Here is a 21,917-nt window from a genome sequence, read left to right as displayed (position 1 = left end):
TTGGGGTGAAGGTATGCGATGCGGCGGGGGCTCAGGAGGTTCAGTTGCGCGGTCGCAGATTTGCCACAGAAGCTGACATCACTCGGCACTTTTCCAATGGCTTTGGAAGTGGTGCGGGGAACAGCTACAAGCCTTGGTTGCGTGTGCAGGACGTGCCTTCTCTTGGCCACTCTCGGAAGGTCCATGGGGCGAAAGTCGATCGCATTCATCACCTTCTCTCAAACCTGGAGCACGCTGCATTTTTGGTCTCCGAATTTTCGGAAGAGGTCGTGGACATTCGGGAGCAGTTTCCTCTTCTCCCGCGTGGAAACGCCCAGGCAATCGCCAGCACTATGGGTATACGCTACCCGCTGTATCCCAAAACCTCATTGCCGGTAGTGATGACGACAGACTTGCTGTTGACTGTGCGGGTGTCTAATGGAAGCCATAAACAAATAGCGTGGTCGGTTAAATACAAAAAAGACTTAGAAAATCTCAGGACTATTGAAAAGTTACAGATCGAAAAAGAGTTCTGGAATTCACAAGGCGTAGAATGGTCAATCATAACTCAGGAGCAGTTCACAACCGACCTGATCAATAATTTAGTAGTTCTCAGAAAATTTTCGGATATTCCTAATGCGTTACTTCAGTCTGATTTGATTGATGAGTTTTTATATTACTTAGAACAGTGTAGTGGTCACGGCTGGAGAACTGATGCAGCGCTCAGAAAAATTGCATCTAAACTCTATCTTCCTTATGGTGATGCAAAAACGCTCTACCATCATTTGATTTGGTCAAAACGAATTAAAGTTGATTTGGCCATTGCACCTATACAAACAGGGCTACCACTACCCCCATTCGAAATAGTCGATACGGTTAAGGTGCAAACCCTCAACACTGGAGAGGCAATATGAACATTCAGGTTAATGAGGTTTTCGAGCCTGTAACTGAAGATGCCATCGTCAGTGCTTCCTCTCGAGTATTGTGGATAAGCCAGAGGGAGGGCTTGATTGCCTTAATTGATATCTCATCAAATGTGGTTAAGCTTCCATCTGTCCTTGATTTGGCCGAATTTATGCGCTCCGCCCGATCCGGAGACATAAAACTGGCAAAAGTCAAAACCCCTCAATATATTCTTGTTCTAGAGGAAGCGCTCAGCTCAGAGCAGAAAGTAGGTCGAGATAAAAAATGGGAAATTATTGCACCTATAGTCTGTCATGAGATACCCGGCTACGTATTTTTCGCGGAAGAACTTGATGCTTTGGTATCTTCACGAGCTTTAGAGTTAGGCGTATACAAAAGAAAAATCTACCGACTGCTTCACAGATACTGGGTCAATGGCCAGATTAGAAATGCTCTTTTAAATGATTACACAAGGGTAGGGAAATCCTCTAGAATTTTTGTAGAGGGGAAGAGGCCGGGTCGAAAAGCAACCTACCAAGGTGAGCTGGTTACGCAATATAAGTTATTAGAGCCTGTTGATTTTAAATGCATAGAGGCGGGCTATGCACTATTCGTAGACGACGAAACTGCCTCTCGGCGTGCCGCCTACGACAAAATGCTGTCTATGTTTTATAAAGTCAAAGATCTTTCTAAACAGCCAGAGTCGGTAGGACAGCTCCTACCTACGTCTGAAATGCCATCGTATCGACAGTTTGCTCATCATGGAAGACGTTTCTTTGATGAGACCACCACAGCTAGAGGGCGGATGGGAGATCGAAAATGGCAGAAGGATGGTCGTGGCTTAGAAGGAACTGTTAGGGATAACTTGCGAGGCCCATGTCATCAGTTTGAAATCGACTCAACGGTTGCTGATATTTACTTGGTCAACAGCTACTCGCGGCATATGCTCATTGGGCGTCCGATAATTTACATTGTGATAGACAGCTACTCTGGCATGATTGTAGGTTTATACGTGGGGTTAGAAGGGCCGAGTTGGAACGGCGCTCGCCAAGCGCTTTTCAATGCCTTTACTCCGAAGCGGAAATTTTGCGCGCTGAATGGTGTCAACATCAGCGATGATGACTGGCCATGCCACCATATGCCTTATGAGATGTTTGCCGACCGCGCTGAAATGCTCGGTGAGGGCGCGGAAGGGCTCGCATCTGGTCTGGGAATTGATATAGGTATTGCCCCTCCGTTCAGACCAGACTGGAAGTCCATGGTGGAAAGTAGGTTCAACATTTTGAATAGCCTTTCCGGTATACGATGGATGCCAGGCGGGGTAGCGTCGCGTAACAAAGAACGCGGAGAACGTGATTATCGTTTGGATGCCACGCTGAACATGCGAGAATTCACCAAGATAATTATAAAGTGCGTGCTTCACTACAATAAATTTCATCGACAGCCCGCTCGGCTTTCCAAACCGATGGTCGACGATCAGGTTGAGCCAACTCCATTCGCTATTTGGAAGTGGGCCATTGAGAATGACTTCATGCGGGACAACAACCAAAGCGAAGAGCTTGTTTATTTAAATTTGCTACCAAGAGAAACCGGATCAGTCAGAAAGAACGGTATTTTGTTCCGGGGTATGCACTATGTGAGCGAGTATCTGACGCAAAATAATTGGACTGCTATCGCCAGAAACCAAGGTAGCTGGCCAATCGAGTGTTGGCATCTTCATGAGTCTGCAAACCATATCTGGATACGGGATGCCAATAAGCAATTTGTGAGATGCGATTTGCGAAAGTCGGATCAAAAATATGCTGACTATCGATCCGATGAGGTCTACGACATGCTTGAGGCATACCGCCAGGTGCCGCCTTCGCATACGAGAGCAGAGATTGAAAGCAGGGTTGCGCTGCTGGATGACTTTGAAGGGACTTTCGATACTGCTGCTTTGGAGAAAAAGCAGACCCCTTCACCTAAATCCAAGTCACGGGCCACGGGAAATATTCGCGAGCAACGATCAGAAGAACTGGCTCGTGAACGCGCCTCGGCTCAGATCCCCGACGGCGTTCTCCCAACAAAAGCTGCGATGCAAGAGCCCGCGAAAACCGATCATTCCCAGCATTTTGCCGGAGCGCGTGGTGCTGTGATCATCGATATGCTGAAGCGAATTCGGCCAGGTAACAAACCATGACGAGCACTCCTACCTTTGCCAGCTACACGAAGCAGGTCATCTCTGACTACGCAGGCAATCCTCTCATTGAGGCGCTGCCTCCTATTTTGTCATGGGAAGCGGCCGCGGGCCTGATTGCTAACCTGCCTGGAGATGCTACGCCTGAGGAGCTTGTACTTGAGCCGTGGGTTCGGATTCATTGTGTAGATCGACTACGTTCGATCGTGCAGCCTATGTCGATACACCTGGAGCTGGAGTCCGTTTTTTCGATGCTTATTCGGAGGGGCTACGTCGGCCGCAACCCTCATTCCCCCGAGACGGTCAGACACCTCCATTCGCTCTCCGGAGCTTCGCGGTTCTATGAGGGGTTCAGGTCTACCGCAGAGACGTTTAGCTTGGTTGGATTAAGCGGCATCGGTAAATCTACGGCGCTTTGGGCCATTCTCAGCCTGTACCCTCAAACCATTCGACATGAGCGCTTCGAAGGTCGCGCGTTCGTCCAGACGCAGATTACGTGGCTCAAGCTCGACTGCCCCAGAGATGGATCCCTGGCAGGCTTCTGTCAGGAGTTTTTCATTGCAGTGGGCAAAGCGTTGGGTGATGAGGGATACCACAGACGATTTCGTGCCAGAAATATCACCGACTCGCTGCAACAGATGGCGCAGGTGGCGAGTACCTTCTTCATCGGTGCCTTGCTAATCGACGAAATTCAAAACCTTCATGCAGCCAAAACAGGCGGCAAGGACAGCGTTCTCAATTTCTTCCTTCACCTGGTCAACAATATTGGTATCCCCGTTGTATTCATCGGTACCAATTCGATGGTGAGCCTGTTCTCCGGAGTTATGCGCAACGCTCGCCGCTGTTGTGGCAACGGGATTATCGAGTTTAAGAGGTTCGAGAAGGATGGCGATGAATGGCGGATGCTTGTCGAAAACCTCTGGAGCTACCAGTGGTGTCAGCAGCAAGGTGAGCTAACGGATGATATCTTTGATGCGATTTACGAGCACACCCAAGGTGTTACTGACATTCTGGTTAAGCTGTTGATCCTTACACAGCGTTATGTCATCCAAAGTGGGCTGGAGCGCGTCACGGCGGCAGCAATACGAATCGTGAGCGATTCCAAAATGCAGATTCTCAAGCCCGCACTTGATGCACTGCGCAGCGGCTCCCCTAATAGGATGGCTCAGTTTGATGACCTGCTTCCGGTAGATGAGCAGATCGCGGGTATGATGGACTTCGACTTCAGTCCAAACCCTGGCCGCCTGAAGGTTCTGCGCTCGGCCGGACGGCACGTCGCTGATGTACCCTCCGCGGGTGGGGCTGAACGGGCAAAGGTTGCGCCTTCAGTTGTGGCCGTGCCCTCGCAGCAGTCTATGGCCAAGCGGTTGGTTAATACCGAGAACCGGGTGGAGGCACTACGTGAAGCAGGATGGATAAACAACGATATTTTCGACTTTTCACCCCTTTACCGTTGTAGGGATTAGCTGACAAAGAGGTCGAGATGGAACATCGGTTTCATTTCTTTCCTGACCCTTTTCCTGACGAGACGCTGCATAGCGTTCTGTCTAGATATGTTCGTCTCTCAGGTTTTTGTGGGGCAGCCAAGGTGGTCGCATTGCCGCCATGGAAGGGGACCTTTTCGGATAATGTGCCTTTCCCTTGCCGACTCAATGAGCTCGAACAAGCACTGCCGCATGGGACTGGGCTAACAGTGGCGCGCATGGTCGAGGAGCATACGCTGCTGCCGTATTACCAGCCGTTCCTCTCTGAAATCCAGCTTCACCAAGCACGTTATCAAATGGAGTTTGGCACCGGCGCTGGTCTGAAGTTGAGCATGGGGTTGATTGCCAGCAGGCTGGAACATGCGTCATGTGCCCGGTTCTGTACCCATTGCATCGCTCATGACCGAGCCCATTTGGGAGCGGCTTATTGGCATCGAGTTCATCAGTTACCGGGCGTCTATATGTGTCCCTTTCACGAGGTGCCGCTCAGGGTTGTCGAGCATCGGGTTTTCAGCCAATTCAGAAGACGGCTGATGCTTCCCGACGATGACCCTGTCGGTTCGTGTGCCTATTCGCTCGAAATACCCTCGTTGAAACGTTCAACGTTGCTCCACCTCGCCAGATGCTCAAATAGGTTGCTTCAGGCTTTGGCCCCGCCTCTTGACCCGATCAATATTCGCAGTTCAATGCTGAGGGCTGCGGCTAACTCTGGTATTACCAGTCCGGGTCATCGGCTGCGGTTAAGTCAGTTGGCCAGGGTCATTGAGACCTATTTTGGCATGCTGCCCGACTCCGGGGAGTTCCAAATCCTTGCAGAGCATTCTCAGGGTTCTGCTCCTACTTGGGTGACTAAGCTCCTCAGAAAGCCCAGACATTCCCATCACCCGCTGAAGTACATCGTTCTCACGAACGCTCTCGGTCTTGATATCCGCGATTTACTAATCGATGGCCTAAGACCATCAGCTGGCTCAAGTCAGGCGGAGTTGATTGGCAGCCGATCACCGACGCCGGTGACCGGCGTTTGCGGTGATCTACCCTTCCATGTGCACCCTGCCGTGGGAAGACTCTCCGGATTGCGGCGGCTGGTTTGGAAGGATGCCCAGAAAGGTATGAGTGCGGGCGAAATTGCTGGTAAGCGCGGTGTTTCGCTTGCCACCATCTATCGAACGATCCGTGGGACTCCCTGTGGGCGAGAATGCTGGAAAGAGACCAAGTTTAACAGAGCGCTAGAGCTTCGTCGGAAGCGCTTTAGCCACCAATATAAGGACCGTTTCGCTCATGAGTGCGCTGACTATGCGTGGCTGTACAGAAATGACCACGACTGGCTGTCAGGACACTGCGATTCGAGCGGCTCGCGAAGATTGGGCCGCAAGCCAAGCTCTGTATTCGTTGACCTCGATCCATCCTTGGCTGCTGAGATCCACAGCTGTGCGAACAGACTCTTCTCTTCCCCCAGTAAGCCGGTGTGGGTGAACCGATCAAGGCTAGGTCGGGAGTTGGGCTCTCTGGCGAGGTTTGAAAAGCAATTGGGTAAGTTACCGATGTGCGCTGTGGCGCTGAATCAGGTTTGTGAGAGTCTTCAGCAATTTCACTGTCGTCGCCTCGCTTGGGCGAGGCAACAACTGCTGCTGGATGGTCTCCGGGTCACTAAATCTAGGCTTTACAGGCTGGCAAGCATCCGAATGGGATAGCTTTAATGCACTGACCGGCCGCTCTGAAACAGAACTGACCTGACAATCAGTTTTCGAGTACGTCCTGCAGTTTCCTCGATTTTAAGGGAACATAGGAACGCCCTCCGACTACCTTACGTGGACCTGGTGGTCCCTCCCACTGACGAGTTACCCCCGTCCTCTTGAGTAACTCGTCCGGATTGATCTGCGTTTTAATCACCTTCTCCACATCCCACTCGAAGTGACTGATTACTGCAGCCCATACAGTACTTGAGATAGACGATACTAGTACGCGACCCGTGTGGTTGGGAGGAAGCTTATATTTCGACATTTCTGATAACGCAAGTAATACTCGGCGTAACTGGAAGTGCCAATACGACTCCAGATTAACTTCTAGCTGATTCGATGCAAGAGGAAACTGCTGCTTGCGCGTTGTAGGACAAACAGGCAGCCACCCCGGTGACAATCGTCGCATGTTGGTAATGTTCACCCGTAGTTGGCCAGGGCGAATGAGAAATAAATCGACCACACCGTTAGAAATCGAGTTCGCATACTCCTCATCACGACGATGTGGTTTAAGGGAAATGACTGCCTTCGGTACCATTCCGTTGATGAGGGCGTCGTTCAACCAAACCTTATCATTTGCGACCAACCATAACGTCGCTTGATAAGCATTTGCCCACAAGTAGTCCAGAGTGACGGACGAGCGAGTCTTAAGGATTATGGTAACTTTCTGGCGATGCAGCTTGCGCTTACCAACTGATGATATATTCTTTTCCTGCTCGGACCGAGGCTTTCTCTTGGCGCTTTGAAAGATCAACGCCTCATGTGCGAGGCGCTCTTCAAAGTTATCCACCGTTTTGAACAGATGAAATGCCAAGATCAGGTGCCGAGTGATAGGCATATCCAGCATGCCGCCAATGGCGGTCATTCTGATCCATTGGTGATATTTTCCTTGACCATATGCATGATCAATTCTGGCCAACAGCTCTTCACCAAAATGACTTTTTACTCCAATCAGCAACTTCTTTTTAGATTGCAGCTTTCCAGCGGTGTATCCGAGCTCTTTGTTTTTGCGGGAATAACTGCTGGCTAATATTTCAGTTTTAATCGCTGGCAGATTCCGTTCTAGAAGGGTTTTCGAGAAAAATGCAAAGTCTTGTTCGATTTTTGAGCCTTGCAAAGATAGATTCGATAGCAGTGGATTCCATCCACATACGCACTCTGCTGCCAAGTTGGGAAGCAGTTTATTTCTCCTGTAAAAAGGATGCGAGCATTTTGGGCAAGCCTGAAGCAGTGTCTCTCCGTGACGCCAGCATACGGTGATACCAGGGATATGGTGTGCTCGGTGCCAGTAAGAGTGGCCTTGTTCTATTAAATCTGCGCGTACGCAAGCAAGGCAAAATTTTGCCATGCGATGATTGCTGACTTCTCGGCGGGGGATCCGGCAGGTCGCCGAAGCCATAACCCCGTCCCTGCTTTCGGCTAAACCCAAAAAAGGTTTGTAAACGGGCAGTATGGTGTTTGACGCCAACAGCTCTTCCATGTTGGCGTCCTTATCGCCGGGTAGTCTAGATGCGATGTCATCGATTCTCTTGGGGATGATGTTTAGGGAGAATGGCGCGGTGCCGAAAATGTCTCTGAAGGTTTCGTTCTCGGTTCTGTTTCCAGAAAGTATATGATACCTAGCTATTCGAGAAGGCAATGTCTCGTCAGGGAGAGAAGATGGAAAAAAAAGGATAGTAGAAGACATTTTTTCGCTCTAACTCGTATTTTTTTTCGTGCAGGGCCGCATACTTATCTGGCGAACGCACTCTTATGTTAATGTAACGATAACGTCGAATCGAGATGATTAAAGTCGGCATCCTAGTCCTATTTATTATAAAAAAAAAGATTTAAGACCAAAAAAAGTTAGTTTGCATCTTAAAGTGATATTATACCAAACAACTTTCGCGTTCCGCCGCAGGCTCAGATGGCTGCGATACACTGCCGCTGTACGTGATATATTACGGATCGTTCTCAGCTGCTATTCGTACCATCTAAGCTAACCTACCTCGTCGGCCAAGATTTCACCGTATAAGTGCCGAGGTGTGACGCTGGTGTCGGACTCTACAGGAGCGGAAGATGATCCTTTTTTTGGATTTTGATGGGGTTCTTCACCCTGACGCGGTTTTCTTAACTCGTAAAGGCCCGAAATTGCGCGACGAGGGTGAACTGTTCATGTGGGCAAGCCTTCTTGAGACGGTGCTCCAAGAATTTCCCAACGTTCAGATCGTGCTGAGTACCAGTTGGGTTCGGAATATCGGGTTTTCTCGCGCGATAAAGCGGTTGCCCCTTTTTATTCAGCAACGTGTCGTAGGGGCTACTTGGCACAGCTCGATGGCAACTGGATGGGCGGACGCGGATTGGTGGGACCAATCCTCTCGGTACGGCCAGATCATCCGCTACGTAGCCCGTTCAGCGGTCAGTGATTGGATTGCGATTGACGATGATTTAGAAGGATGGGCTGATGCTGATCGTCATCGATTGGTTGCCGTTGATCCCACCCTTGGGCTATCTGAGAACCGCGCTATTAATGAGCTTCGGAGCAAGCTTGGCCCCCGAGGGCGAGTGACACATTGATCTGCCCATGAGACCCATCGGTATTACCGTGACCATTTTTTGCCGCTTGGCCCATAACCCGATAGACCGCCTTACTCTGAATGAGCCCTAAGCTTAGCTGGGGCATTCTTTGCTTCCTCGAGCGGTTTGAATTGAAGTGCTTCTGTAGACGCCTTCAGGCTCTAAGCACGGCCTGCAAACTCGTGCAACTGTCCGCTTTTGGCAGAAAGCTGCCACTCCCCGGCGCGGACAAGTGGCTGCAGTTTGTAATCGTGGGGCTATGAACCACTTCTCCTAAGCCGGGATGAGGTATTGAGCGCAGCGTCTGGCGGGGAAATGCCCGTCGCGGAAACCTTCGCGTTCTCTCTGAGCCATACGGTACGGACGTCTTCACTAGCTTCAGAATCTCTGAACCGAGGCGGTGATTGGCGAGATCGGCGCAAAGCAATTGCGGCCTCCGGAGCCGCTGTATCCGATTCTCCTATTCGATGCTCCTCGCGCCTTGGGAAATCCAGCCGCCAACGATGACTGCATAGAGGGCCATGCCGCTTGAATCGGGCGTGTGTGAGGCCTCCGCTGTTCAACGCACGCCTGGTCAGGCGCTTGTGCATTCAGCAGGCTCACGCGGCTGAAGTTGCATCGTAGTGCGCGTCCAAGATCCTGCTTGCCAAATCTCCGTCGCTGGCTATATTTGTAAAACGTTTTAGTAAAACGTTTTACAAACTGTAGAATTGTTTCGACAAAAACAACAACAAGAGAAAAATCGCCATGTCACTGACCCGACGCCGTTTCGTACAGTCCGCTGCCCTCAGTGCCGCCGCGCTGACCCTGCCTTCATTTGCTCGTGCCGCTACCCCAGTATTGCGCCTGTCGTCGACCATGACTTCAGACGATAACTCAGCTCACTATTTGTTCTATCAACGCCTCGTGGAAAATCTCAAAGAGTCGGTGGGCGATCGCATTCGCATCGATTTTTTCCCCAACGGCCAGCTCGGCAAGGAGGCTGACGTTGTGCAGCAAGTGCGCCTGGGGTCGATCGACATGATGGTCACCGGCAGTTCGATTTGGGCCACGGCCTTGCCTGAATTGGCGCTGCTGGACCTGGGTTTCCTGTTCGACAGTTACGAGCATGTCGCTCGCTCTGTGGACAGCGGCGTCGGCGAGACCTACAACAAGTTGCTGCAAGAGCGCACCGGTTGCACGGTGGTAGGCTGGGGTTCGCATTTCAGTGCCCGCAGCGTGTACACCAAGCCACCGATCAAGGACCTGGAGAGCATCAAAAACGTCAAATTGCGGGTGCTGCCAACCCAGGCCTTCATCGAAACCTTCAAGCTGATGGGCGCCATTCCGACGCCGATCGCCTTCAACGAGGTCTACACCGCGGTGCAGACCGGGGTGGTCGAAGGCTTCGAGCATGACGCCGCCAGTGTGCTGGCCAACAAACTCGATGAAGTGGTGCGCAACAGCTGGCAGACCAACCATCTGTTCAGCCCATGCATTGCGGTGATAGGCAAGCGCGGGCTGGCGAAAATCCCGGCAGACCTCCAGCCGGCTTTCGTCCAGGCCGCACAGGAAGCTAGCGTCTACCAGCGCAAAGCGGCGGCGGTCAAGGGCGCAGAAGCCATCACAGCGCTAGGCAAGGGTGGCATGACTTTTTTCCCCATGGCCGATGGCGAACGCGACAACATTCGCAAAGTCATGCGTGAGAAGTTGTGGGTGCCGTTCACCCAGACCAATCCGTCGATGGCGCCGGTACTGGCGGCCATTGATGCCGCCCGCGGGTAACCCGCCGCCGTGCATTGTCCTTGACCTATAACAACAAGAGACACTCATCATGAACTCATCCACCAGCGCCCTCGCTGTCGCGGATAAGACACTGCAGAATCATCCCGAACAGGCCGCAGGCCAGCTGATCCCGGTCAAGGACTGGGGTTTTAATGCTCAGCTGGGCAGCGGTCGCTTGCTGGCAATGCTCTGCACGTTCATCGAAAGATTGTGCGCGGTGGTGCTGGCGGTGGACGTGCTGGTGGTGTTCGTTTCTGTAATTCTGCGCTACTTCGCGCATCACCCGGTGGACTGGGCCGAGGAGGTCGCACGGGGCCTGATGGTGATGCTGGTATTCCTCGGCGGCGCCACCGTGCTGGCGCGCAAACAACATGTACACGTGGACTTCTTTCGCGCGTTGTTGCCTGCAGCCTGGCAACAGGCGGCACATCAGATCGGTGGTTGGCTGGTGGCGGGCACCGCAGCGGGACTGGCGTTTTCTTCCTGGTTGCTCCTCGAAGATTCGGTCAACGTCGCCACGCCCATGGGCTTGCCGCAATGGCTCAACGTGCTGCCGGTGTTCCTCGGCGCGTTGCTGATGACGGTAGTGGGCATCGCCAATGCGCTGAATGGCGCGACGCGCATGACCTGGCTGACGCTGATCGGCTGCCTGGTCGCCGGCGGGGGAATTTATGCCTGGAATAGCCAGTTCGAAGCCTATGCGCTGCAACCCTGGAGTCTGCTGCTGGGCGGGTTCATCTGCGGGTTGTTGGTGGGCGTGCCCATCGCCTTCGTCCTGGCGCTGTGCGCGCTGTTGTACTTCATGGGCGATTCGACGTTGCCGATGGTCATCTACTCGCAACAGGTCATGGCCGGGATGGACCATTTCGTGTTGCTGGCGATTCCGTTCTTTGTTTTGGCGGGCCTGGTGATGGAGGTCAACGGGATGTCCACGCGCCTGATCGAATTGCTGGTGCGGGTGTTCGGTCGGGTCAGAGGCTCGATGAATCTGATCGCGATCCTGGCCACGGCGTTTTTCTCCGGTGTCTCGGGCTCCAAACTGGCAGACATCGCCGCCGTCGGCGGGATTGTCGTGCCGGCGGTCAGGCGCACCAAACAAGACCCGGCCGAGACAGCAGCGGTGCTGGCGGCCTCAGGCGTGATGGCCGAAACCATTCCTCCCTGCATCAATATGATCATCATGGGTTTCGTCGCCAATATCTCGATTGGCGGGCTGTTCCTCGCCGGGATTGTACCGGCGGTGGTACTGGCCATGGGGCTGGCGACAATGGCGGTGATCTTCGGGCGCAAGGTCGACCCAGATCTGGCCTTCCCCAAACGCACGCCGTTGCTGCGCCTGTTGGGCGGGGCGCTGGTGGCGTTGACCATGGTGGCGATGATCGGCAAGGGCGTGACCTCAGGGGTGGCCACCTCCACCGAAGTGTCGGCGTTTGCCGTGGTCTACGCCTTGCTGGTCGGCGGCATCACCTTTCGCGAACTGACGCCCAGGGGCGTCGCCAAGCTCTTCGTGCGCTCGGCCTCCATGGCCGCAGGGATTCTGTTCATCATCGCTGCGGCGTCCAGTGTGGCGTTTACCCTGACAATCCTGCAGATTCCGTCGATCATTTCCGATTTCATGCTGGCTTTGGCGCACAACTATGGCCCAGTGGCGTTTTTGATCACCTCGGTGCTGATCATGATTGTGTTCGGCGCGGTCCTGGAAGGCGCTCCGGCACTGATTATCTTCGGGCCACTGCTTGTGCCCATTGCCGTGCAGGTGGGGGTTAATCCTCTGCACTTTGGCACGGTGGCCGTCATCGCCATGGGTTTGGGGTTGTTTTCGCCGCCGTTCGGTCTGGGGCTGTTCGCCACCTGCGCGATGACTGGCACGCGGGTCGAAGACGTCTCGCGCCGGATGCTCAAGTACCTCTGTTTGCTGGTGGTCATGCTGATTCTGATTGTTTTGGTGCCATCGATTTCTCTGTGGCTGCCACGTACTTTTAATATGGGTTAACGCAACATGGCAACGATTCATGATGTAGCTGCTTTGGCGGGTGTTTCGGTCAGCTCGGTGTCCAACGTGCTCAATCAACGCGCAGACAAGCTCGGCGCCGACACGTTCGCCCGTGTCGAGGCGGCGATTCTCAAGCTCAATTACCGGCCCAATCGCGTGGCCCGCCAGCTCAAGACCGGCCACACGCCGATGCTCGGGCTGCTGGTGCCCTCTACCGCCAACCCGATGTACGGGCAGATCGCGCTGAAGATCGAGGCGGCCGCCCAAGCACAGTTTTCTTATAGGTTGCTGCTCGGCAACACCCATCGGGACAAACAGCAGGAAGCCGGCATGTTCGACGATCTGCTGTCGTTCGGCGTGCGCTCGGTGATTGTGGTTTCTTCGCGCGATGACGAGCGCCACCTGGAGGCGGCGGTCCAAAGCGGCCTCACCGTGGTTAGCTACGACCGTCAGACCACCGTGGGGGCTGATTCGCAAGTCGATCACATTTCACCGGACAACTTTCAGGCGGGTTACGTCGCTGCCGCTCATTTGATCGAACACGGCCATCGACGCCTGGCGTTTCTGGTGCCCAGCGGCAAGACGGTCAGCCGTAGCGCCAAGATCCAAGGCTTTTTCGAGCGAGCCCAGCAGGCCGGCCCGCAGGTCAGTGCCGAGGTGATCGAGGGCATTGTCGCCTACACCTTCGGTGACTCCGAACTGGCAGATCTGGGGTTTGCAATGGCTGGCAAGCTGGCCGACATGAAGCCCCGGCCGACCGGGGTCGTGACAGTTAACGACATGCTCGCCATGGGCCTGATGTCCGGTCTGCATCAGGCCGGACTGCGGGTCCCCGAGGATATTTCGCTGGTCGGCATGGACGGTTTGTCCATCGCCGCCTTCACCAACCCCGGCCTGACATCGGTTGCCATGCCGCTGACCGAGATGGCCGAGGTGATGGTCCGCCGCGCGGTGGAGCGCTCCCGGGACCGGCAACAGCCGGCCCTCAATCTGGTGTTTCAACCAACGCTGATTTCCCGCCATTCCGTGGCCCCACCTGGCGCTGACAAGAGAGCGTGAGCATGACCGATATTTTCCTGACTCACGCGCCTGAGGTGCGTGATAACTATTACCCCGAGCGCCCGCTCAAGCAGTTGCAGGCGCTGGGCAATGTGCGTCTGAACGATGCCCCTGGTCTGCTCTCGCTTGATCAATTGGTGGCGCGCGCCGAAGGCTGCCAGATTATCGTTGCCAGCCGTGAGGCCGCCGCCCCGGCGGAGCTGTTCGAGCGCCTGCCGCAGTTGGCAGCGATCTGTCGGGTGGCGGTGGACATACGCAACATCGATGTCGAGGCGGCTAACCGTCACGGCGTGCTGGTGACCCGCGCCACGCCGGGTTTCGACACCTCGGTCAGCGAGTGGGTGATCGGCGTGATGATCGATCTGGCTCGCGGTATCAGCCGTGCTGCCGCCGACTATTGGCAGGGCAAGACGCCACGCATCCTCATGGGCCGCGAGCTGCGCGGTGCGACGCTGGGGATTATCGGCTATGGGTTCATTGGCCAGCGTCTGGCCGACATCGCCCGGCTGCTGCAGATGCGCGTGCTGGTCAACGATCCGCTAGTGGAAATCAACGAGCCAGCCATCGAACAGGTGTCGTTCGAGGAGGTGGTCAGTGCCTCCGATTACGTGGTGTGTCTGGCGCCGGCCTTGGAGCAAACCCACAACCTGTTCGGCCACAGGGCTTTTGCTGGGATGCGCCGGGACACGTTTTTCATCAATGCCTCCCGTGGCGAACTGGTGGATGAGCAGGCGTTGCTGCAGGCCCTGGACCAGGGACTGATCGCCGGTTGCGCGCTAGACGTCGGCCGGGCCGCGGACCAGATGCCCAGCCCGGCGCTGGCGGCGCACCCGAAGGTCATCGCCAGCCCGCACATCGGCGGGCTGACGCCCCAGGCCAGTGAGCATCAGGCGCTGGACACCGTATGCCAGGTTCAGGCACTGCTCGAAGGACGGGTGCCCCAAGGCGCTGTGAACCTGAGCCAGGCCGCGCGCGCCCGAGACGTCTTCGGCCTTCAACAACAATAAACCGGAGTATCCCCGACGATGACCCAGCCTACAAATGCCACCGACTGCCATGTGCATGTCTATGAGCCTTTGCGTTTTCCTCTGGCGCAGCAGATAGCACCTGCCAGCTGGAGCGACTATCAGCAGGTCCAGCAAGACCTTGGTTTACAGCGAGCAGTGCTGGTGCAGGCCAATGGTTACGGCTTCGATAACGCGTGTCTCCTAGAAGCCCTGGCGCAAGCCGGCAAGGCGGCTCGGGGCATCGCCGTGGTCCACCCGGACGCGCCCTGGAGTGAAATACTGCGTTTGCATGAGCAGGGCGTGCGCGGCGTGCGTTTCATGCTGGTCCCCGGTGGTGGCGGAGCGTTGGGCTGGGATTCACTGGAGACAGTTTCCTCGCGCATTGCCGACTTGGGGTGGGTCATCAATCTGCAGCTCGATGGTCGAGAAATGGCGGAGTACGAAGCGCGTTTAAAGGCAATGCCAAGCAAGTTGAGCATCGACCACACCGGCAAGTTTCTCGAGCCGGTGCCAGTCAATCACGCTGGGTTCAAGACACTGCTGCGGTTGCTCGATGGCGGCAATACCTGGGTCAAGGTTTCGGCGCCTTATGAAACCTCGAAGGTCGGCGCGCCGCACTATGACGACGTCAGCGTGCTGGCCAGGACGCTTGTCGAGGCGAACCCGCAGCGCTGCCTGTGGGCAAGTAACTGGCCGCATCCGGGGCGCAACCCGCAACCGGAGAATGGCGCGATGCTAGAGCTGCTTTCCTACTGGGCCCCGGAGACTGAGGTACGCCGACAGATTCTGGTGGACAACCCGGCCGAACTCTATGGCTTTGGGGACTGACAGCGAGGATGCGATGGCCGATCTTTCGCTCTGCTGGCTATCGGGGCTGTGACGTGTGGGGGCATAAGCTGCCGCCCCTGTCTATGTCCACCAACCCGTGCTGAAGTGTCGGATATGGCCAGCGCTGTGCTCGACAACTCCGACGCGGTGATGCTCTCCGCTGGAAGTGCCGCAGGCGCATACCCTATCGAAGCCGTTTGAGCCATGGTGCGAGCCTGCCTGGGTGCGGAAAAGTACCCGACCAATCAAAATTCTAAGCCGCCGCCTGTACACCCGCTTCGAGCGTTGCGACGAAGCATTGCCTTGGCGGCTAGGTATACGGCAAACCATTTCTAAAGCGTCAGGGCGATCATCGCGCTCACCGAAAGTGGCTACACCCCGCTAATCACGTCGCGTCTGCGTTCGCATGTACCGATCTCCGCGCTGACTCTGCACCGCGCTACCCAGGTCCGTACCTCAATGTTCCGCAACGTCTACCCGATCGCTTTCGACCCGGACTCACTGCCCGCCGACAAGATCAGCCAAGCGGCATTCAAGGAGCTACTGCAGCGCGGTCTAGTGCAACAGGCCGATTGCTACATGTCATTAAGGGCTGCAAACGACCCAGGCTGTGCGAAAACGCGCTAAATAACTCGAAAAGTGAGAGTGGCGAGGGTTGACTATGGAGTCAGCAGTCGGAAGCGCGAATTACCTAAGTCAGCTCCGTAGACGTTCGTAATGCCGTTTAGGCCGCGTCAGCGGCCCAAAAAGGCTTCTAACTGGTGGGCCAGGCGGCTGGGTTCAAGCCCTGATCGCCTCAAGCAGTCCTGCGATGCCGAAGATGCTCATCATTCGTTTGAGGTTGTAGGCGAGCACATGAAGGCTCATCTCAGTGCTCACCCTCGGCAGGGTTTTGGTCAGGAAATGGGTACTTCCCATCCAGAACTTGAGCGTTCCAAAAGGATGTTCAATGGTCTGTCGACGAACCCTCATCATTTCTGGATTGGTTTCTAGCCTAACTTGCATCGCATCGACTACAGCCTCATGTTCCAGCGTTTCACACGGCGCTTCTTACCCGTCGTACATTGCTTTTGCATTGAGCAAGACTGGCAACCCGAGTACCAGTAACAGTGCAGTAGCATTCCGTCTTCCACCGTTGAGTGGCGCCTTGTCAGTAACTGTCCCGCAGGGCACCTATACTCGTCTGACGCAGCGATGTAGATGAAGTCCTGCTTGCCAAATCGGCCTTCCGCTTTGCTGCCAGATGTCAGGGGTTTCGGTACGAAGGTAGTGATGCTTGCTCGCTCGCAAGCAAGGATTTCCAGACCTTTGTAATAGCCTCGGTCGACCACCACCGTAAGCGATTCAGCCTCGATTTCTCCACGCGCTTGGTTCGCCATATTGCTCAGTTGCGCCCGGTCATTGCCAACGTTGGTCACCTCATGGGCAATGATCAGATGGTGCTTTTCGTCGACGGCTGTTTGTACGTTATAGCCAACCGTTCCGGTGCCTCGGCCGCTCGGGCCATCGAGCGGGCGTCAGGATCGGTGAGGGAGATTTGTTTGTCTGGGCTTGCGTGAAGCTGCGCCTCGATTTCCTTGAGTTTTTGCATCTGTTTTTTCAGCATTTCTATCTTTTCTTTCAGCCGCTCTGCTTTGGCCTCGGCCACTTCGGGCGTTGCCCGATCCGCCGAATCCATCGCCGCTAGATATCGATCAATACTCTGTTCGATCTGCTGCATGTGTGCCTTCACTTTGCCCTGGGTGAAGTTGCGGTCGCGACTATTGACGGCTTTGAATTTGCTGCCGTCGATGGCGATGATCGATTGGGAAAAGAGATTGAGGTTGCGACAAAGAACTACGAATTGTCGGCAGACGCTGCGAATGGCTTTGCCGTTGTCTTTGCGAAAGTCGGCAATGGTTTTGAAGTCCGGAGCCAAACGCCCGGTTAGCCACATTAACTCGACGTTGCGCTCGGACTCACGCTCAAGCCGGCGGCTGGACTGAATCCGATTGAGGTAGCCAGAGATATAGATCTTCAGCAACACCGCTGGATGGTAGGCCGGACGACCAGTTGCGGCAGGCTCCGCACCCTCAAAACCAAGTGCGACCAGGTCGAGTTCATCGACGAAAACGTCGACCACTTGGACTGAATTTTCTTCGGTTACGTAGTCGTCCAGGCTCTCCGGCAGCAGCGTCACCTGCGTCCGAGTCTCGCCCTCAATGAATCGCTTCATGATCGCCCCGATACGATCTAGACGATCAGAAGGTTAGACAATCATTGGCGTTTTCACACAGCCTGGACCCGAAGCTGCCGTTCATCGCGAGCTGCAACCGGGTGGAAGGTACTTGTTGCGCAGGGCTGCAATCTACTGAGCATTGCAGCCATCCACGGTCGAAACAAGGTATGGGCGTTAGCCCTTCTTAAACACGTATCATTGCGGTCGCCGGTCTAGGTGCAGCTCTAGAGAGCCCTGCCAAACTTGCTATCCGTCACTATCTGTCGCTATACATCGCTATACATCGCTATACATCGCTATACATCGCTAGCGGGTCGTTATCTCTCTGGCCATTTCGGCCGCAAGCCTAAAGCCCCCCGACCGTTGATGGCCGACTGCCGACTGCCCCTGACGCGAAGGACTGCTATGCGGCGAGAGCCACCGGTCGTGATAGACGACACGAGCAACGCAGAGGCCGCTATTAAAGCTGGCTGGCAAGGCCACACACAGCGATTCGGGCGTGTTACGGATAGACTGTGCATTCTAGACGTTCGGTGAGCGCCATTAGGAGGTCGTGATGAAGATTACCGGTAGAGTCGAGATTGAAGCCGTGACAGATGTTGTATGCGACGTCTGCCAACTCACCACAAGGGTGCAGAAAGGCGGTCTTCAGTTCGCCACTCTCCAAGCGCTCTGGGGGTACGGAACGAAGCACGATGGCGAGCGCTACGAGGTACACCTTTGTGAGGGCTGCTTCTTTCAGGCGATTGCCAACCTAAAGCAAGAGCGGCGGACCCAGAGCCTATTTGACGACAATGGTGGGCTTGTGGAAAAAGATTTTGGTTTAGTGGCAAAGGATGATTTCTTCGGCGACGCCGTCCGAAGCTAAGAGTTTTGCAGGGCATGACTGGATAATCAGCGCACGGCCTGAAGGTTCGGAGCCCGTGCTCGCTCCCGCGTCTTGTGGCCGACTATTGCCAGACGCGTAGGGCCGCAAAGGATCGACAGGCGCCTACGGCGACCGACGCCAGTCGACCTAGAACAGTAGTAACGGGCAGATACTGCTGCACAGGCGTATTGCGTGACTACCACGCCTCCAAGGTGATCAGTCTTCGCGCGGTCCGAGATAGCCGCCTGTTAACTGCACACGATCACAGCTGAACATGTGCGCGTAAGGGCTTTCACTGCAACGACCCACCAAAGGCACCTTTTGCTCGGGTTTGCCTGGCAATAGCAGAACTCTACCGCTACATAATGGGCAGTCTCCACTAAAGTGTACAAAGCGCGATAGCCGGCTATGATTGCTGATGATGTATTTTTTAAGCTGGTAAGAGGCGACCGATGCCTGATCCGGCGTAGCTATTGCGCGACTCTATGTTTATCCCTGATCTTAGACCTCACCCCCCAAGCGTTGATAGCGTCGCTCAAAGGCTTCGGCACCCCCTTCCATTACCTGGCAAACCTCCTGTCGCATATCTTGCTCCTGTAGCGAACCGGTTTGCTTCACATGGCACTGGTTGTTGAAGTCCAGCACATGGATCAGCTCAGCGTCGCCATTGACTACGATGTTAGGGTTGTGAGTTACGATTATTAGCTGCCGGCGCTGTTTGTTAGATCGGATCTGCTGAACAACCAGTCCATAGATCAGGTGGTTGTCTAGGTCATCCTCTGGCTGGTCGAGCACCAAGGGCTCACCCCCATGTGCTAGCAAAAATGCCAGCATGGCGGCTGCGCGCTGCCCCGCAGAGGCCTGACTGATGGATTGGAAATCACGGCCATTACCTTTGCGACTGTATTCCACCTTTAGACCGTCCTCAGGGAACCAGCACAGCAGGTGGTCCATGTATTCGGGTCGTTTCTCGGCTTCAGCTTTCAGAAACTTGTTGAACCAGCCGCCAAACTCAGGCTTGCCACGGCACGCTTGGGTTAGTCGGGACTTCAAAGCTTTCATCGATTCTTCGAAACTGGACGTATCCCCGAGTAGCTCGACTGCAACCACTAGGTCCGCAATGAGTCCTTTTGCAGAAGAGCCCGGCTGTTCCTGATACAGGTCATCCGCATATTTGCCGTCTGGCACGCCCAAGGCTTCACGCAACGATCGTTCAATCGCATGTGTATCTTGGCTGTAGGGAATGAGCTCGATCCTCACGTACGGATTGTCGTGGAGAATGGCCTGCAGGAATTCCCTGCGTCGGTCGCTGACTGTCCGGCGTACTACCTGTACTTGCTCTAGCTGTGACATCGCGGTGCTGCGCAATTCAGCATGTTGCGATTTCACTGCGGTCAAGTTTCTCAGCTCAGTATCCAGCCGCTGTGCCTCTTGAACCAAGCGGCCGTACTCGCTTGGGTCATTGACTCCCTGCTGCAGAAGGCTCTCTTTCAGCTGATGGTAGGCTTCTGTAGCAGTAGTGATTCGAGTAAACCAGGCCGATGAATCGAGTTCATCCTTAAGCGTTTTTCCAAGCGTTGCCAATTTGGCAGCGGATGCTTCGACCTCCTGCCTTGCCTGATCGATACCGGCATTCAACGCATCAAAGAAAGCCAGCGCCGGAGCGTCATCATTGGCCTCAAATAGCCCTAACTGCAGGTCCTCCGGCTGTAAAGTGGCAGCAACGTTTTCCATATTAATGGCGAGCTCGGCCGCCGTGTTAAGTTGACGTTCAAGCTCACGATGTTGCTGGCTCGTGCGCTGGTAGTTTTTTAATACGACCGTATGGTCCGCACCTTCGAAGCGCTCAAGTTTTCTCTTAATGTCCTGCAGTGCGAGCGTCAAGGAATCGAGCCCTGATAATCTTCCTTCCATCTCGCGCATGCGAGCTCGGGACGCCAGAAAAGCGCTTACTGCTTCCTCATGTGCAGACCGCTGTAAACGCGTGTCAGCGGCATCATCGATTACCTTGAGTAACGCCTGCTGACTGTCGCCGGCCAAGGCGGCAATCTGGCCCTGACTAAAAAGCCTTACCGGAAAGCGCTGATCATTGATGACCTGACTGTCCGAGAGCATGAAGTCGGTAGAGAAGATGTCCCATTCTTCCACAGCGTTTTCAGTGTCATCCTTTCGCCAGTTAAGTCGATATGGCCAACCATCTCGAAGAACTTTTACACGAACTGCTGTGTCGTCGAGTAGGCCGCCATTGTCATTCTTGGTCTTCGCGACAGCGTTAAACTTGCTAAAAGTTTGTCCAGCCTCGGATAATTGCGACAGTTCCTTCTCTCTCCGATATGCCAAACGAAGGGCGTGCACGATGGTGGATTTTCCTGTTCCTCGACCACCTATCACTGCATTGAAGTATGGGTTGAGAGGTAGAGAGACCCCTGCTTTACCTCGGCCCATGTAACGTGCATTTCGGATTTCAATGGACTCAATGAAGTGCTCGGGGGTCTTGAATGGTGCAAACCCACTGCACTGATCACTTCGGCGGACGGAAACGTCCTGTCCATCCAGCAGCGCCAATCTGAGTCCTTCCATGGTGGGTTTAGCCATTTTCACCCAGGTGAAGCGCGAGCCCGGGACCGCTGAACCTTTGAAACTGTGGCAATCGCTTCCGACTACGCTGGCAAAGCGTAGTTTCAGCTCATCGAGCATTTTGGGAGGCGTGCTGCTTCCTGAAGTCCACTCAATCGCTAAGATGCCTGGCTCTTGAAGAACTTGCTTGACGGTGTTCGTATCCAGTAAACATTTGCGGGTACCCGTTTCAACCTGCAGCAGGCCCTTTTCGCCTTCCGCATGAGCAGGAATCGCTAGACCACCTTCGGCGATGACATGCTCAATCACCCTCGCAGCGCCCTCACGTGTCACACCGTCACTGTCGCCACGCGTACCTGCATAATGCACTTTAGCTAGCAAATCACTGATGGTTTGGCTGGAAGCGGATGGGTCAAAAATGGCCAGTAGATGGAAGCCGCCCTGAACAGATATCTCCACACCAGGGAATAAATGTAATTCGCGGAAGCCCTCGGGCGGGCTACCGGCATCTGCCAGACTCTTCATGTCTGTGTAAGAGATTTTGAGGCTGTCTACCCACTCACCGCTGTTGTGATCAGTGACCGCCACACAGTCAATTTCGGCGGCCATGTATTTAAGCAGCCATTTTTCTGGGGTCAGCTCATTAGGGGTGCCAATCGCAGCTTGCCAGGCAGTCGTATCCTTGGATGCCGGGGTATGCGTATGAAAATCGAATTTCCACCAGCGGGCGCCGGCGTATGGCCAAAGCTGACTCATGTTCTCTCCTTGT

Annotated in this window: 13 protein-coding genes and 2 pseudogenes; 12 read left to right on the top strand and 3 right to left on the bottom strand. The window is 54.6% G+C overall.

The features are described from left to right. The first annotated feature begins 44 nt into the window (after nucleotides 1-44). Genes M1E04_RS24815 through M1E04_RS24800 form a run of 4 tightly spaced genes read left to right on the top strand, consistent with a single transcriptional unit; the run spans nucleotide 45 to nucleotide 6,233 of the window. Entirely contained in the window at nucleotides 45-893 is an 849-nt protein-coding gene (locus M1E04_RS24815; RefSeq protein WP_236469156.1) for a TnsA endonuclease N-terminal domain-containing protein, read from the top strand. Beyond that, complete coding sequence (locus M1E04_RS24810; RefSeq protein WP_103359882.1) at nucleotides 890-3,061, top strand: transposase; 2,172 nt, start codon at nucleotides 890-892, stop codon at nucleotides 3,059-3,061. Before M1E04_RS24815 ends, M1E04_RS24810 begins: the two co-directional genes overlap by 4 nt. Next, complete coding sequence (locus tag M1E04_RS24805) at nucleotides 3,058-4,524, top strand: ATP-binding protein (protein WP_103359881.1); 1,467 nt, start codon at nucleotides 3,058-3,060, stop codon at nucleotides 4,522-4,524. The genes M1E04_RS24810 and M1E04_RS24805 overlap by 4 nt, the downstream gene beginning before the upstream one ends. A gap of 17 nt (nucleotides 4,525-4,541) precedes the next feature. After that, nucleotides 4,542-6,233 carry a TnsD family Tn7-like transposition protein gene (locus tag M1E04_RS24800; RefSeq protein ID WP_103359880.1) on the top strand — a complete coding sequence of 564 codons (1,692 nt, stop codon included), beginning with the start codon at nucleotides 4,542-4,544 and terminating at the stop codon, nucleotides 6,231-6,233. 46 nt (nucleotides 6,234-6,279) lie between these two features. Here M1E04_RS24800 and M1E04_RS24795 read toward each other — a convergent pair whose 3' ends face one another. Further along, on the bottom strand, nucleotides 6,280-7,965 hold the full coding sequence (locus M1E04_RS24795; RefSeq protein WP_103359879.1) for a TniQ family protein: 1,686 nt from the start codon (nucleotides 7,963-7,965) through the stop codon (nucleotides 6,280-6,282). A 371-nt stretch (nucleotides 7,966-8,336) separates the two neighbouring features. On the opposite strand from M1E04_RS24795, the gene M1E04_RS24790 reads away from it, so the two are divergent. The 7 genes and pseudogenes from M1E04_RS24790 to M1E04_RS24760 form a co-directional block, all read left to right on the top strand. Continuing rightward, a complete protein-coding gene (locus tag M1E04_RS24790; protein WP_103359878.1) occupies nucleotides 8,337-8,834 on the top strand; it encodes an HAD domain-containing protein in 498 nt (165 codons plus the stop codon). A gap of 747 nt (nucleotides 8,835-9,581) precedes the next feature. After that, nucleotides 9,582-10,598: a TRAP transporter substrate-binding protein gene (locus tag M1E04_RS24785; RefSeq protein WP_103359877.1), complete on the top strand. Its 1,017-nt coding sequence runs from the start codon at nucleotides 9,582-9,584 to the stop codon at nucleotides 10,596-10,598. Nucleotides 10,599-10,647: 49 nt separating this feature from the next. After that, nucleotides 10,648-12,591 (top strand): TRAP transporter large permease, encoded by a 1,944-nt coding sequence (locus M1E04_RS24780; protein WP_103359876.1) that lies wholly within the window; start codon nucleotides 10,648-10,650, stop codon nucleotides 12,589-12,591. A 6-nt stretch (nucleotides 12,592-12,597) separates the two neighbouring features. After that, entirely contained in the window at nucleotides 12,598-13,650 is a 1,053-nt protein-coding gene (locus M1E04_RS24775) for a LacI family DNA-binding transcriptional regulator (RefSeq protein WP_103359875.1), read from the top strand. A 2-nt stretch (nucleotides 13,651-13,652) separates the two neighbouring features. Beyond that, nucleotides 13,653-14,657 (top strand): NAD(P)-dependent oxidoreductase, encoded by a 1,005-nt coding sequence (locus M1E04_RS24770; protein ID WP_103359874.1) that lies wholly within the window; start codon nucleotides 13,653-13,655, stop codon nucleotides 14,655-14,657. A gap of 18 nt (nucleotides 14,658-14,675) precedes the next feature. Further along, complete coding sequence (locus M1E04_RS24765) at nucleotides 14,676-15,485, top strand: amidohydrolase family protein (RefSeq protein ID WP_103359873.1); 810 nt, start codon at nucleotides 14,676-14,678, stop codon at nucleotides 15,483-15,485. A gap of 90 nt (nucleotides 15,486-15,575) precedes the next feature. Continuing rightward, nucleotides 15,576-16,058: pseudogene (locus M1E04_RS24760) on the top strand (pyruvate kinase); the annotation flags it as partial. Between the two features lie 207 nt (nucleotides 16,059-16,265). Here M1E04_RS24760 and M1E04_RS24755 read toward each other — a convergent pair. After that, nucleotides 16,266-17,700: pseudogene (locus tag M1E04_RS24755) on the bottom strand (IS1182 family transposase). Between the two features lie 559 nt (nucleotides 17,701-18,259). Between M1E04_RS24755 and M1E04_RS24750 the strand changes: the two are divergent. After that, the gene (locus M1E04_RS24750; RefSeq protein ID WP_103359872.1) at nucleotides 18,260-18,571 is read left to right on the top strand and encodes a hypothetical protein; all 312 of its coding nucleotides are present in this window, start codon (nucleotides 18,260-18,262) and stop codon (nucleotides 18,569-18,571) included. Between the two features lie 501 nt (nucleotides 18,572-19,072). Here M1E04_RS24750 and M1E04_RS24745 read toward each other — a convergent pair. Beyond that, nucleotides 19,073-21,904 carry a TrlF family AAA-like ATPase gene (locus M1E04_RS24745; protein ID WP_103359871.1) on the bottom strand — a complete coding sequence of 944 codons (2,832 nt, stop codon included), beginning with the start codon at nucleotides 21,902-21,904 and terminating at the stop codon, nucleotides 19,073-19,075. Nucleotides 21,905-21,917 lie beyond the last annotated feature (13 nt).

Source organism: Pseudomonas sp. AK106 (genome assembly GCF_053903055.1).
This window is presented reverse-complemented; position numbering and strand designations above follow the sequence as displayed.